At 70.6% G+C, this 14,031-nt stretch carries 13 protein-coding genes; 8 read left to right on the forward strand and 5 right to left on the reverse strand.

Translation table 11 applies throughout. The features are described from left to right. The first annotated feature begins 37 nt into the window (after positions 1 to 37). From ACFFU4_RS06675 to mraY, 8 genes are all read left to right on the forward strand, one after another. Positions 38 to 559 carry a GNAT family N-acetyltransferase gene (locus ACFFU4_RS06675; RefSeq protein WP_377068345.1) on the forward strand — a complete coding sequence of 174 codons (522 nt, stop codon included), beginning with the start codon at positions 38 to 40 and terminating at the stop codon, positions 557 to 559. Between the two features lie 651 nt (positions 560 to 1,210). After that, positions 1,211 to 1,714: a division/cell wall cluster transcriptional repressor MraZ gene (mraZ, locus tag ACFFU4_RS06680; protein ID WP_377068477.1), complete on the forward strand. Its 504-nt coding sequence runs from the start codon at positions 1,211 to 1,213 to the stop codon at positions 1,712 to 1,714. A 3-nt stretch (positions 1,715 to 1,717) separates the two neighbouring features. After that, positions 1,718 to 2,707 carry a 16S rRNA (cytosine(1402)-N(4))-methyltransferase RsmH gene (gene rsmH / locus ACFFU4_RS06685; RefSeq protein WP_377068347.1) on the forward strand — a complete coding sequence of 330 codons (990 nt, stop codon included), beginning with the start codon at positions 1,718 to 1,720 and terminating at the stop codon, positions 2,705 to 2,707. After that, on the forward strand, positions 2,707 to 3,054 hold the full coding sequence (gene ftsL / locus ACFFU4_RS06690; protein ID WP_377068349.1) for a cell division protein FtsL: 348 nt from the start codon (positions 2,707 to 2,709) through the stop codon (positions 3,052 to 3,054). Before rsmH ends, ftsL begins: the two co-directional genes overlap by 1 nt. Next, entirely contained in the window at positions 3,051 to 4,832 is a 1,782-nt protein-coding gene (locus ACFFU4_RS06695; protein ID WP_377068351.1) for a peptidoglycan D,D-transpeptidase FtsI family protein, read from the forward strand. The genes ftsL and ACFFU4_RS06695 overlap by 4 nt, the downstream gene beginning before the upstream one ends. Positions 4,833 to 4,856: 24 nt before the next feature. Then, positions 4,857 to 6,338, forward strand: coding sequence for a UDP-N-acetylmuramoyl-L-alanyl-D-glutamate--2,6-diaminopimelate ligase (locus ACFFU4_RS06700; protein ID WP_377068353.1), 1,482 nt, complete (start codon positions 4,857 to 4,859; stop codon positions 6,336 to 6,338). After that, the gene (locus ACFFU4_RS06705; protein ID WP_377068355.1) at positions 6,335 to 7,771 is read left to right on the forward strand and encodes a UDP-N-acetylmuramoyl-tripeptide--D-alanyl-D-alanine ligase; all 1,437 of its coding nucleotides are present in this window, start codon (positions 6,335 to 6,337) and stop codon (positions 7,769 to 7,771) included. Before ACFFU4_RS06700 ends, ACFFU4_RS06705 begins: the two co-directional genes overlap by 4 nt. Continuing rightward, the gene (gene mraY, locus ACFFU4_RS06710; RefSeq protein WP_377068357.1) at positions 7,771 to 8,853 is read left to right on the forward strand and encodes a phospho-N-acetylmuramoyl-pentapeptide-transferase; all 1,083 of its coding nucleotides are present in this window, start codon (positions 7,771 to 7,773) and stop codon (positions 8,851 to 8,853) included. The genes ACFFU4_RS06705 and mraY overlap by 1 nt, the downstream gene beginning before the upstream one ends. Positions 8,854 to 8,891: 38 nt before the next feature. Here the strand turns inward: mraY and ACFFU4_RS06715 are convergent, their stop codons facing one another. From ACFFU4_RS06715 to ACFFU4_RS06735, 5 genes are read right to left on the reverse strand one after another with little or no spacing between them, the layout of a single operon-like run. Continuing rightward, positions 8,892 to 9,137 (reverse strand): DUF2484 family protein, encoded by a 246-nt coding sequence (locus tag ACFFU4_RS06715; RefSeq protein WP_377068359.1) that lies wholly within the window; start codon positions 9,135 to 9,137, stop codon positions 8,892 to 8,894. Continuing rightward, positions 9,134 to 10,324, reverse strand: a complete 1,191-nt coding sequence (locus tag ACFFU4_RS06720; RefSeq protein ID WP_377068361.1) for an APC family permease — start codon at positions 10,322 to 10,324, stop codon at positions 9,134 to 9,136. The genes ACFFU4_RS06715 and ACFFU4_RS06720 overlap by 4 nt, the downstream gene beginning before the upstream one ends. Before the next feature lie 6 nt (positions 10,325 to 10,330). Beyond that, entirely contained in the window at positions 10,331 to 11,728 is a 1,398-nt protein-coding gene (gene murC / locus ACFFU4_RS06725; RefSeq protein ID WP_377068363.1) for a UDP-N-acetylmuramate--L-alanine ligase, read from the reverse strand. Continuing rightward, a complete protein-coding gene (locus ACFFU4_RS06730) occupies positions 11,725 to 12,831 on the reverse strand; it encodes a UDP-N-acetylglucosamine--N-acetylmuramyl-(pentapeptide) pyrophosphoryl-undecaprenol N-acetylglucosamine transferase (RefSeq protein ID WP_377068365.1) in 1,107 nt (368 codons plus the stop codon). The genes murC and ACFFU4_RS06730 overlap by 4 nt, the downstream gene beginning before the upstream one ends. After that, positions 12,828 to 13,991: a peptidoglycan glycosyltransferase FtsW gene (locus tag ACFFU4_RS06735; RefSeq protein ID WP_377068367.1), complete on the reverse strand. Its 1,164-nt coding sequence runs from the start codon at positions 13,989 to 13,991 to the stop codon at positions 12,828 to 12,830. The genes ACFFU4_RS06730 and ACFFU4_RS06735 overlap by 4 nt, the downstream gene beginning before the upstream one ends. Positions 13,992 to 14,031 lie beyond the last annotated feature (40 nt).

A 14,031-nucleotide genomic window follows, 5' to 3' on the forward strand; every position in this document is an offset into this window, starting at 1 on the left:
CCGCTAGCCATGGAGCGAGCGGGGGGCGCGGCACGTCATGGACACAGGCGCGATGGGCACGGGCGCGGACATCACGATCCGGTACGCACGCGAGGATGATTTCCCCGTCCTGTGGCCGATCCTGCGCGACGTGATCCGCGCCGGAGACACCTACACGATCGAGCCGGGCCTAACCCGCGAGGCGGTCCGCGGGTTGTGGATGGAGGCCCCGCGCGCCACCTGCGTGGCCGAGATCGCGGGCGAGGTGCTGGGCACCTATTACATCAAGACCAATCAGCCCGGCGGCGGTGCCCATGTCTGCAATTGCGGCTACATGGTCGCCCCGGCGGCGCGCGGGCGCGGGATCGCCCGCGCGATGTGCCTGCATTCGCAACGCGAGGCGCGCGCGATGGGCTATCTCGCCATGCAGTTCAACTTCGTGGTCGAGACCAACCGGGGTGCCATCGCGCTGTGGGAGACGCTCGGCTTCGACACGGTGGGCCACCTGCCGCGCGCCTTCCGGCATCCCGCCCGCGGGCTGGTGGATGCGCGCGTGATGTACAAGTGGCTCGGCGACTGACGCGCGCGATGCCGCGCCCCGGGCCGGCAATGGGAAATCATGGGCACGCACTGGGCCGGGACGCAGCCCCTGCCGGTATTTCGAATCACTTTCCGGATGATTCGGGCGATCCCGGCGGCGATCGGGCGGTCGCCGTACCGGAAACCGGCTCTTTCCGGGCATCTTCGGGCAACTTTCCGGAAATTTTTTGGAAATCATGGGAAATGACGGGGCATTGGCCGGGCGAGATATATATTGCGATTAGATACGATTACCCCCCTATATAGGCGACGATATCCCGGTATTTCCACATTAACATTCACGCCATCAGGGTCAGAAGACCGGATACATCGCGTCAATTCGGCAAAAAATGATTGCCATGGGACGAATTCCCATATTAATTGGAAACACGATGAGGACGGGATCATAGAGGGGCAGCAAGACCCCCGGACAACTCCCAAGTCAGGTTTCATACAGGCACCCGGCTTCATCGAACGAAGAGTTCCGGCGCGCGGGCGAGCAGACATCCCCCCAGGTGGCGCGCGCAGTCGGATCCCCCGCTCATGCGGGACGAGGGCGGCGGGTTGATCAGTGGCAGCAGATCAGCCCGCCGTTTCGTATCCGGGGGGCGGGTTTCGCAACGCGGGGGCGCAGCAGGGGACCAACGGAACAGTGGGCCGGATATTCAGGGGCGAGAGCCTCCACAAGGTGGATGGAAAGGGCAGGGTGTCGATCCCGGCCCTCTATCGCCGTGTGATCGAGGCCTCCGACCCGAACTGGACCGACGGCCTCAACCCCGAGCTGATCATCGTTTACGGCGACCACCGGCGCCATTTCCTCGAATGCTACACGGTCGAGGCGATGCAGGAGGTGGACGACAAGATCGCCGCCCTGCCGCGCGGCTCGAACGCGCGCAAACACCTGCAACGGCTGTTCCACGCCCAGAGCCACCCCACCAGCATCGACGAGACCGGACGGCTGGTGCTGCCCGCCAAGCTGCGCCGCAAGATCGACCTCGGCGGCGAGGCGCTGTTCTGCGCCGCGGGCGACACCTTCCAGATCTGGAAGCCCGAGACCTACGAGGCCGAGGAACTGGCCAGAACCGAGGAATGGCTCGACGAATTCCCCGAGGATTTCGACCCGCTCATCCTGCTCGACAGCCCCGAAGGGGCCTGAGCGATGGCCGCCGCCGCCGCCACATCCGCTGCCCCGCACATCCCCGTCCTGCTGCGCCCGCTGCTGGCGGCGGTGGCGCCGGTGCGCGGTACCTGGCTCGACGGCACGCTGGGCGCGGGCGGCTATGCGCGCGGCCTGCTCGACGCGGGGGCGGACCATGTCATCGGCGTCGACCAGGACCCGCTGGCCATCGACATGGCGCGGGGCTGGGGCGCGGAGTATGGCGACCGGCTCAGCCTCGTGCAGGGCAATTTCGCGCAGATGGACGATTATGCCGATGCGCTCGACGGCGTCGTGCTCGATCTCGGCGTGTCGTCGATGCAGCTTGACCGCCCCGAGCGCGGCTTTTCCTTTCAAAAGGACGGCCCGCTCGACATGCGGATGAGCCAGGAGGGTGCCACCGCCGCCGATCTCGTGAACGACACCCCCGAGGCCGCGCTGGCCGATATCCTCTACCTCTACGGCGAGGAGCGCGCCAGCCGCCGGATCGCGCGGGCCATCGTGCGCGCCCGCGCCGAGGCGCGCATCGAGACCACGCTGCACCTCGCCAGCATCGTCGAGCGCTGCCTGCCGCGCCCCAAGCCGGGGCAGGTGCACCCCGCCACCCGCAGCTTCCAGGCCATCCGCATCGCCGTCAACGACGAGTATCGCGCCCTCGTGGACGGGCTCGAGGCGGCAGAGCGCGTGCTCGTGCCCGGCGGGCGGCTCGCGGTGGTCACCTTCCATTCCATCGAGGACCGGATCGTCAAGCGCTTCCTTCAGGACCGTGCCGGGCACGGCGGCGGCGGCAGCCGCCACGCCCCCGAAGCGGCCCCCAAGCCGGCGCAGTTCACCCTGCCCTCGCGCAAGCCCATCGCCGCCGACAACGACGAAACCGCCGCCAATCCGCGCGCCCGCTCGGCGCGGCTGCGGGTGGGCGTCCGCACCGACGCGCCCCCGGGCCGGAGCGACCGCACGGCGCTGGGCATGCCCCGGCCCGCGGGAGAGCGCTGATGCGCAGCCTGGTTCATGTCCTCACCGCGCTCGCCGTGATCGGTCTCGCCTTCTGGGCCTACCGCGAGAACTACCGCACGCAGGAGGCGCTCGCCCGCGCCGACCGGCTGCAATCCGACGTGGCCGGGGCCCGCCAGCGGCTGCGGATGCTGAGCGCGGAATGGGCCTATCTCAACCGCCCCGACCGGCTGATGGCACTGGTCGAGATGAATTACGACAGGCTCGGGCTGATGCCGCTGCAACCGCACCAGTTCGGGCGGATCGACCAGGTCGCCTACCCGCCGGACGAACCGGAGCTGACCATAACCAACCCCGTCGATGTCATGAATGACGGAGCGCGCCCATGATCCGCACGCCGCTGCGCCCGCTCGCGCGTATCCTCGATGCCCGCCGCCGGGGCGAGAACCCCGACGCCATCGAGCGCGAGAACCTGCGCCTGCGCCGCGAGGAGATGCGCGACCGCGACCGCCGCCGCGCCGAAGGGCGGCTTTTGGTGCTGGCGGGGCTGTTTCTCGCCGGGTTTACGGTGATCGGCGGGCAGATGGCGGTGCTGGCCCGGTCCGAGCCGTCAGAGCCGCGCACCGGGGCCACCGGCGCGCGCATCCTCACCCAGCGCGCCGATATCACCGACCGCCAGGGCCGCGTGCTGGCCACCAATTTCGACACCCACAGCCTCTATGCCCAGCCGCACCGGATGATCGACCCCGCGGGCGCGGCCGCGAAACTGGCCGAGATCTTCCCCGACCTCGACGCCGGGCGCCTCACGCGCGACTTTACCGGCAAGCGCAAGTTCCTGTGGATCCGCCGCACGCTCAGCCCCGAGCAGAAACAGGCCGTGCACGATATCGGCGAGCCGGGGCTGCTCTTTGGCCCGCGCGAGATGCGGCTCTACCCGGGCGGGCGGCTGGCCGCGCATGTGCTGGGCGGGGCGGGCTTTGGCGACGAGGGCGTGTCCGCCGCCGAGGTGATCGGCGTGGCGGGGCTCGAAAAGGCGCTCGACGCGCGCCTGCGCGATCCGGCCCGGGCCCACGAGCCGCTCCGGCTGTCGCTCGATCTCAGCGTGCAGGCGGCGATGGAAAAGGTGCTCTCGGGCGGCCTGCACATCATGAACGCCAAGGGCGCCGCGGGCATCCTGATGGATGCGGCCAGCGGCGAGATCGTGGCCCTTGCCTCGCTGCCCGATTTCGACCCCAATACCCGCCCCGCGCCGCCCACGCAGGGCAGCCCCGACGACAGCCCGCTGTTCAACCGCGCGGTGCAGGGCGTCTACGAGCTTGGCTCGACCTTCAAGACCTTCACCATCGCGCAGGCGCTGGAACGCGGACAGGTCACGCCCGAGACGATGATCAACACCGAAAGCCCGCTGACCTGGGGCAAGTACAGGATCCGCGACTTCCACGATTACGGGCGCGAGATGAGCGTGACCAAGGTGCTGGTGAAATCCTCCAATGTGGGCACCGCGCGCATCGCCACCGAGATCGGGGCCGAGCGGCAACAGGCGTTCTTGCGCACGCTGGGCCTGCTCGATCCGGTGCCGCTCGAAATCACCGAGGCGGGCGGCAGCCAGCCGCTCCTGCCGCCCAACTGGTCGGAGATATCGACCATGACCATTTCCTACGGCCACGGCCTCGCCATCAGCCCGCTGCACCTCGCCGCCGCCTATGCCACCGTGGTCAACGGCGGGCGGCGGGTGACGCCCACGCTGTTGCGCAACGCGGACCGCGCGCCGGGGCCGCGCGTCCTGTCCGAGACGACATCGGCCACCATGCGCGACCTGCTGCGCCGCGTCGTGACCGAGGGCACGGCGAGCCTCGCCGAGGTGCCCGGCTACGCCGTTGGCGGCAAGACCGGCACCGCCGACAAGCCCAAACCCGGCGGCGGCTATTACGAGGACCGCGTGATCGCCACCTTCGCGGGCATGTTCCCGGCCCATGATCCGCGTTACGTGATCGTCGTCACCCTCGACGAGCCGGTCGAGACCTCGGGCGAAAAACCGCGCCGCACCGCCGGCTGGACGGCCGTTCCGGTGGCCGCCGAGATCATCCGCCGGACCGCGCCGCTGCTGGGCCTCAGACCCGCGATTGAACAGGCCGGGGCGGCTGCTATAAGGCGGACATCGAACTGAGATGACAACCGGGGTGGCAGGCGCGTGGCGCAGATCCGAACACTGGCAGAACTGGGGCTGACCGCGCAGGGCGGGCGGCAGGCGCGCGTGACCGGACTGGCCACCGACAGCCGCGCGGTGGCCGACGGCGCGCTCTTTGCCGCCCTGCCCGGCGTGCAGACCCACGGCGCGCGCTTCATCGCCACCGCGCTCGAACGCGGTGCCTCCGCCATCCTCACCGATGCCGCGGGCGCACGCCTCGCCGCCGATGCGCTGGCGGGCACCGACGCCGCGCTCGTCATCGCCGAGGACCCGCGCCAGACGCTCGCCTACACCGCCGCGCTGTGGTTCGGCGCGCAGCCCGAGACGATGGTCGCCGTCACCGGCACCAACGGCAAGACCTCGGTCGCCAGCTTCACCCGCCAGATATGGGAGGGGCTGGGCCTCACCGCCGCCAATCTCGGCACCACCGGCGTCGAGGGCGCGGTGCGTGCGCCGCTGGCCCACACCACCCCCGAGCCGATCACGCTCCATCGCCTCCTGGCGCGCTGCGCCGCCGAGGGCGTGACCCACGCGGCGATGGAGGCGTCGTCGCACGGGCTCGACCAGCGCCGCCTCGACGGGGTGCGCCTCGCGGCGGCGGGCTTTACCAACATCACCCAGGACCATCTCGACTATCACCCGGATTTTGCCGCCTACCTCGCGGCCAAGGCCGCGCTGTTCGACCGGGTGCTGCCCGAGGACGGGGTGGCCGTGGTCAATATCGACGACCCGCACGGCACCCGCATGGCCGAGATCGCCGCCGCGCGCGGGCAGGACCTCATCACCGTGGGCCGCCGTCCGGGGGCCGACCTGCACATCACCGGCCAGCGGTTCGATCCCACCGGCCAGGTGCTGCGCTTCGACTGGGAGGACCGCAGCCATCAGGTCCGGCTCGACCTGATCGGCGGCTTCCAGGCCGAGAACGCGGCGCTCGCCGCCGGGCTCGCCATCGGCGCGGGGGCCGATGCGGGCCGGGTGATCGCCGCCCTGCCCGGCCTCGCCACCGTGCGCGGGCGGATGCAGCTCGCCGCCACGCGGCATAACGGCGCCGCGGTGTTCGTCGATTATGCCCACACCCCCGACGCCGTGGCCACGGCATTGAAGGCGCTGCGCCCGCATGTCATGGGCCGGCTCACCGCCATCATCGGCGCCGGCGGCGACCGCGACCGCGGCAAGCGGCCCCTGATGGGACAGGCCGCCGCACAATTCGCCGACGCAGTCATCGTCACCGACGACAACCCCCGCACCGAGGATCCCGCCACGATCCGCGCCGCCGTGCGCACGGGCTGTCCGGGCGCGGCGGAGGTGGCCGACCGCGCCGAGGCGATCCTGCGCGGGGTCGATACATTGGGCCCCGGCGACGCGCTGCTGATTTGCGGCAAGGGGCACGAGACCGGGCAGGTGGTGGGCACCGACGTGCTGCCCTTCGACGATGCCGAACAGGCGAGCCTCGCGGTCTCGGCGCTCGACGGGGGCGTCGCATGACGCTCTGGACCGCATCGGATGCCGCCGCCGCCACCGCCGGGCGCGTCACCGGCGACTGGGCCGCCACCGGCGTCTCCATCGACACCCGCACGCTCAGGCCCGGCGATCTCTTCGTGGCGCTCAGTGCCGCGCGCGACGGCCACGAGTTCGTGGCGCAGGCGCTTGACAAGGGGGCGGCGGCGGCGCTGGTCAGCCGCATCCCCGAGGGCCTCGCCGCCGACGCGCCGCTCTTGATCGTTGAGGACGTGCAGGCGGCGCTGGAGGCGCTGGGCCGCGCCGGGCGCGCGCGCACATCGGCCCGCGTCATCGCCGTCACCGGCTCCGTGGGCAAGACCTCGACCAAGGAAATGCTGCGCGCGGTGCTCGCGCATCAGGGCCGCACCCACGCCGCCGAGGCGAGCTACAACAACCACTGGGGCGTGCCGCTGACGCTGGCGCGGATGCCCGCCGACACCGACTTCGCGGTGATCGAGATCGGCATGAACGCACCCGGAGAGATCGCGCCGCTGTCGCGCATCGCGCGGCCTCATATCGCGCTGATCACCACCGTCGCCGCCGCGCATCTCGAGGCGTTCGACGACATTGACGGCATCGCCCGCGAAAAGGCGTCGATCTATCGGGGGTTGGAGCCGGACGGCACCGCGCTCTATCACACCGATATCGACACCGCCCCCATCCTGCGCGACGCGGCCGCCCGCCACGCCGCCCGCGTGATCGGCTTCGGATGCGCGCGCAGCGCGCATCACCGGCTGCTCTCAACGGAACTGCACGCCACCTCCACCGTGGCGCGCGCCCGCGCCTGGCGCACGCCGCTGCTCTACAAGATCGGCACGCCGGGGCGGCATTTCGCGATGAACGGGCTGGCGGTGCTGGCCTGCGTCCACGTGCTCGGCCTCGACCGCGCGGTGGCGATCGCCGATCTCGCCGCCTGGGCCCCGCCCGAGGGGCGCGGCACCCGCGAGCGGCTGGTGCTCGACCTCGCCGCCGACGGCATGAGCATCGACCTCATCGACGACGCCTTCAACGCCAACCCCGCCTCGATGGCGGCCGCGCTCGACATCCTCGCCGCCAGCCGCCCGCAGGACGATGTGGGCCGGGTGGCGCGCGGGCGGCGCATCGCCATCCTCGGCGACATGCTGGAACTGGGCCCGACCGAGGCCGCGCTCCACGCCGCCCTCGCCGACCTGCCCGCGATGCAGGCGGTGGACGAGGTGCATTGCGTCGGCCCCCGCATGCGCGCGCTGTGGGAGGCCCTCCCCGACGCCAGGCGCGGCGAACGGGCCGCCACCGCCGAAGACCTCGCCGCCCGGGCCCACCGGCTGGTGGACGCGGGCGATGTCGTGCTCGTCAAGGGCTCGAAGGGCAGCCGCGTCGCCCGTATCGCCGACGCGCTGCGCCGCGCGGACCGCCACCAGGAAAAGGACCAAGATTGATGCTCTACTGGCTCACCCTCCTGTCGGATGGCGGCGACATCTTCAACCTGTTTCGCTACATCACCTTCCGCGCGGGCGGCGCGTTCCTCACCGCGCTCACCTTCGGCTTCCTGTTCGGCCCGCCGCTGATCATGTCGCTGCGCCGACGCCAGGGCAAGGGACAGCCGATTCGCGCGGACGGCCCCCAGACCCATTTCTCCAAGGCCGGCACGCCGACGATGGGCGGGTTGCTGATCGTCGGCGCGCTCGTTACCTCCACCCTGCTCTGGGCGCGGCTCGACAACCCCTATGTCTGGCTGGTGCTGTTCGTCACGCTGGCCTTCGGGCTGATCGGCTTCGCCGACGATTACGCCAAGGTCTCGCAAGGCAACGTCAAGGGCGTGCCGGGCCGCGTGCGCCTCGCGCTCGGCTTTCTGATCGCGCTCGCCGCCGCGGGCTGGGCCACCTGGCACCACCCCGCCGAATTGCAGCTTCAACTGGCGCTGCCGGTGTTCAAGGACGTGCTGGTGAACCTCGGCTGGGTCTTCATCCCCTTCGCGATGATCGTGATCGTGGGCTCGGCCAACGCGGTCAACCTCACCGACGGGCTCGACGGGCTGGCGATCATGCCGGTGATGATCGCCTCCGGGGCGCTCGGCATCATCGCCTACACGGTAGGGCGCACCGACTTCACCGAGTATCTCGGCCTGCACTACGTGCCCGGCACCGGCGAGATCCTGATCTTCGTCGCCGGGCTCGCCGGGGGCGGGCTGGGCTTTCTGTGGTATAACGCGCCGCCGGCGGCGGTGTTCATGGGCGATACCGGCTCGCTCGCGCTGGGCGGCGCGCTGGGTGCCATCGCCGTGGCCACCAAGCACGAACTGGTGCTCGCCATCGTCGGCGGCCTCTTCGTGGCCGAGGCGCTCAGCGTGATCGTGCAGGTGATCTACTTCAAGCGCACCGGCAAACGCGTGTTCCTGATGGCCCCGATCCATCACCACTACGAAAAGAAGGGCTGGGCCGAACCGCAGATCGTCATCCGCTTCTGGATCATCGCCCTGATCCTGGCGATGATCGGGCTGGCGACGCTGAAGCTGCGCTGAAGCATGTCGCTCAAGAGCGGCACCGCGGCACCGCGCGGTCAGCCCAACTGCCGCCGCAGCCAGCGCGCGAGGTAGACGAGCGGCCAGCGCAGCACGCTCATCCCCGCCGCCAGCACGATGAGGCCCAGCCACGGCCCGTGCTGCCAGGTGACCAGCCCCAGCACCGGCACCCCCAGCGCGATGAGCGCCCAGGCCCGCCGCCAGTGATTGTCGCGGCTTGGCAGCATCGCCAGAACGTTGGCCGCCAGCGCCCACAGGCAGGCGAGGGTCAGCGAGGCCGTCATGACGCGCCTCCCGCGAGGCTCGCGCTCAGCGCGGCGAGGGCCGCGAGCAGGCCAAAGACCGGCACCGCCATCGGCACCCTGAAGGTGGCCTCGGGGCTGGCGCGCTTCATCGCGATCAGCGCCGCGTTGACCAATACGAACACGCCCAGTAGCAGCGTCGAGGTCAGCCCGGCCAGATCGGCCACCGGCAACAGGAGCGCCCCCGCGATCACCGCCACGCCAACCAGCCACGTCGCGCGCAAGGGCGTGCCAAAGCGGGGATGCGCATGGTGAAAACCCGAGAGCGCCGCGCTGCGCCGCCCGAGGCCAAAGAGCACCCGGCTCGCCATCACCATCTGCGCCAGCACGCCGTTGAGCGCCGCCGCCACGGCAATGAGCGACAGGAACGCCGCACTGCCGCCGCGCCCCGCCTGCCAGACCAGCGCCAGCGGCTGTTCGCTGCCCGCCAGCGCGGCGAGCGGCACCGCGCGCACCGCCGCCACGCTGACCAGCGCATAGAGCGCGCTCGTGATCACCAGTGACAAGAGGATCGCACGCGGCAGGATGCGTTCGGGCTCGCGCACCTCCTCGGCCATGTTGACGATATCCTCGAAGCCGATGAAGGCGAAGAAGGCCAGCACCGCGCCCGCCATCACGCCCGACCAGACCAGATCGCCGCCCGCCTGCCAGTCGGGCGCGGGCACGGCGGTAAAGCCTGCGAATACCACCATCGCCAGCCCTGCCACTTCGATCACGGTGAAGAGCGCCGCAAGCGCAAGGCTTTCGAGCACGCCCGCGATTGCCACCGCCATCAGCCCCAACCCGAGGACCACCACGGACGGGGTGAATGGCAGCCCCGTCACCGCCCCCAGATAGCCCACGCCGCCACGCAGGACGGCGGCGGCCGACACGGTTCCGGCCGCCACGATGGCAAGCCCCACGCATGTGCCCAGCCAGGGCAGGTTGAGCCCCTTTGCGACAAAGATGGCCTCTCCCGCCGCTTCCGGCAAACGCGTGGAAAACTCGGCATAGCTGAGCGCCGTGGGGGCCGCGATCACACCCGCCAGAACAAAGGCCAGCGGTGCCCAGATCCCGGCCTCCGCCGCCACCGCGCCGACCAGCACGTAGATTCCCGCGCCGACCATGACCCCCACGCCATAGGCGGTCAGGAGGCCCAGACCGATCCGGCGATTCAGGGTCTCGGCCATGGCCCGCTACCGCGCCAGCCGCGCGGGCAGCCCGCCCGCCCACGCGCTGATCGTGCCCGCACCGAGGCACACCACCATGTCGCCGGGCCGCGCCTCTGCCCGCACCAGGCGTTCCAGGTCGTCCTCCGAGCCGATGGCCACCGCGTGGCGGTGGCCGTGCCGGATGAGCCCCGCCACCAGATCGTCGCGCGTGGCGCCGGGGATCGGCTCCTCCCCGGCGGCGTAGACATCGGCGATGCCGACCACGTCGGCCTCGTTGAAGCAGCCGCAGAAATCGTCGAACAGGGACGAGAGCCGCGAATACCGGTGCGGCTGATGCACGGCGATGATGCGCCCCTCGCAGGCTTGCCGCGCGGCGCGCAGCACCGCCGCGATCTCGACCGGGTGGTGGCCGTAATCGTCGATCACGGTCACGCCCCCCACCTCGCCCACCCGGGTAAAGCGGCGGTTGACGCCGCCGAAACCGGCGAGCGCATCGCGGATCGCGCCGCGCGTCATGCCCAGATGCCGCGCCACCGCCACCGCCGCCAGTGCGTTGTTGACATTGTGGTCGCCCGGCATCGGCAGGCGACAGCCCTCGATCATCCGCCCCTCGGCCTGCAGGGCCACGTCGAACTGCGCCGCGCCCTTATCGTAGCGCAGGTTGACCGCGCGCACATCCGCCTGCGCGTTGAACCCGTAGGTCAGCACCCGCCGGTCGGTGATCCGGCCGACCAGCGCCTGCACCTCCGGGTGGTCGGTGCAGCACACCGCGAGACCATAGAACGGGATATTGCTTACGAAATCGTGAAATCCCTGCCGCAATCGGTCGAAATCGCCCCAGTGCTCCATGTGCTCGGGGTCGATATTGGTGACGATGGCGATGGTGGCGGGCAGCCGGTTGAAGGTGCCGTCGCTCTCGTCGGCCTCCACCACCATCCATTCGCCCTGCCCCATCCGCGCATTCGAGCCGTAGGCGTGGATGATGCCGCCGTTGATCACCGTCGGGTCGATACCGCCCGCGACCAGCAGCTCGGCCACCAGCGTCGTGGTGGTGGTCTTGCCATGGGTGCCCGCCACCGCGATGTTGGACTTGAGCCGCATCAGCTCGGCCAGCATCTCGGCGCGGCGCACCACCGGCAGGCCGCGCCTGCGCGCCTCGTCCAGTTCCGGGTTGCCCGGCTTGATCGCCGAGGAGATCACCACCACCTCCGCGCCGTCGAGATTGCCCGCGCGCTGCCCCTCGAAGACGCGCGCGCCCATGCCCGCCAGCCGCGCGGTGATGTCGGAGGACCGAAGGTCCGATCCCTGCACCGCGTAGCCGAGGTTGAGCAGCACCTCGGCGATCCCCGACATGCCGATGCCGCCGATCCCGACGAAATGAATGGGGCCGACATCGATCGGAAGCTTGGTGGCTGCGTTCATCTGTCCTGCCCCTTGCCTGCCAGCGCCTCGACCATGTCGGCCAGCCGCTGCGCCGCGTCCGGCACCCCCTGCGACAGCGCCGCCTGCGCCATCAGTTGCGCGCCCCGCGGGTCGCCCAGCACGGCGGCGATCTGCGCGCCCAGGCTCGCCTCGTCAAGCCACTTCTCGGGAATGCGGATCGCGCCCCCGGCCTCGACCAGGCCGCGCGCATTGGCGGTCTGATGGTCGGCGGCGGCGGCGGCGTAGGGGATCAGGATGGCGGGCCGCCCGATCACCGAAATGTCAGCGATGCTCGACGCGCCCGCGCGGCTGATGACCAGTTGCGCCTCGGACATCCGCGCCGGCACGTCGCGAAAGAACGGCTGCACATCGGCATCCACCCCCGCCCCCGCATAGGCGCGGGCCACGCGCTCGACATCCTCCTCGCGCGCCTGATGGCCGACGCGGATGTTGCGCAGCATCTCGTCGGGCAGCGCCGCGATCGCGCCGGGCACCACGTCGCTGAGGATACGCGCACCCTGAGAGCCGCCGATCACCAGCACCGACATCGGGTAGTCGCCCGGCGGGATATAGGGCGCGCCCGCGCGCTCCATCACCGCCGTGCGCACCGGGTTGCCGACATGCTCGGCGCGCGTGCCCGCGGGCAGCTCGGCGGGCCATATGCCGCAGGCGACCACGTCCACACGCCGCGCGAACAGCCGGTTCACCCGGCCCGGCACGCCGTTCTGCTCGTGCACCATGCGCGGGCGGCGCAATATCCACGCCGCCGCCAGCGCCGGGATCGTCGGATAACCGCCAAAGCCCGCCACCGCGTCGGGCTTGTCGCGCATCATCCGCAAAGTGGCTCCGAGCACGCCGCCCGCGATATGCAGCGGGGCCAACAGCCTGTTGAACAGCGTGCCGCGCGCGAAGGTGGCGCTCGCCACCTGCTCGATCTCCACCGAATGCGGAAAGCCGCCGACGTAGCGCGCGCCGCGCGCATCCGTCGAGAGCCGCACCCGCCAGCCGCGCCGCAGCATCACCTCGGCCAGCGCCTGTGCGGGGAACATGTGCCCGCCGGTGCCGCCCGCGGCGATCACGAGCAGGGGCTTGCCGCCGCTCACCGCCGCCCCCACAGGATATCGCCGATCTGCCCCTGCGGCCGCGACCGGGTGAGCGCCAGCAACATCCCCATCGCCAGCCCCGCCGCCACGATGGACGAGCCGCCATAACTCACGAAAGGCAGCGTCATGCCCTTGGCGGGCAGGAGCCGCACGGCCACGCCCATGTTGATCATGGCCTGCGCCCCCAGGAGCGCCACCAGCCCGGTCCCGGCCAGCCGGATGAACGGGTCGCGCTCGCGGATCAGCCGGATGAACGACCGTAGCACGATGATCGCGTAAAGCGCGATGATCGTCAGCACCAGGACCAGCCCGTATTCCTCCGCCGCCACGGCGATGATGAAATCGGTATGCGCGTCCGGCAGGCTCCACTTCACCTGCCCCTCGCCGACGCCGACACCGAAAAAGCCGCCCTCGCGGATCGCGTTGGTGGCAAACCCGATCTGCGTGGTCGGATCGACCTCGGCGCTGAGAAAGCCGTCGATGCGGCGGGCGAAATGCTCGGAATGGGAATAGGCCAGGCTGCCCGCGGCCACCACCGCCGCCGCCATCGCAATCAGCAGCATCACCGGCGCGCCGCTGACGAACCACACGACCCCCCAGCCGAACAGCACCAGCGCCGCCTGCCCGAAATCGGGCTGCATGGCGAGAAAGCCGAGGATCACCATCAGCAGCCCGAACGACCACAGCCGCCCCGGCGGGCCGCCGGCCTCCCGGCTCGCGGCGATCATCCACGCCGCCGCCACGACAAAGGTCGGCTTGAGAAATTCCGAGGGTTGCACCGACGCAAAACCGAGGCTGTACCAGCGCACCGCCCCCTTGCCGAAACCGGTGCCGAACAGCGGCAGCAGCATCACCGCCGCCAATGCGGCGAGAAAGCCCAGAACGGCCAGCCGCCGCACCGTCTCGGGGCGCATCATCGACACCGCCATCATCGCCATCAGCGCGACCCCGCCGAACACCATCTGACGCTGCACGTAGTGGAACGGCGCAAAGCCGTTGTCCTCGGCCAGCGGCACCGAGGCCGCCAGCCCCAGCAGGATGCCGATGGCAAACAGCATCAGCACCGAAAAGAACGACCAGCGGTCGATCGTGCGCCACCATTTCGGGAGAACGGGATCCTCGTCCCGCAGGGGCACCGCCCCATAGACCATTTCCGTCATCTGCCTGCCGCCTCGATATCCGCGCCCCTTTGCGGGGTCT

This window comes from Roseovarius ramblicola (assembly GCF_042430665.1).
GTDB classification, from domain to species: domain Bacteria; phylum Pseudomonadota; class Alphaproteobacteria; order Rhodobacterales; family Rhodobacteraceae; genus Roseovarius; species Roseovarius ramblicola.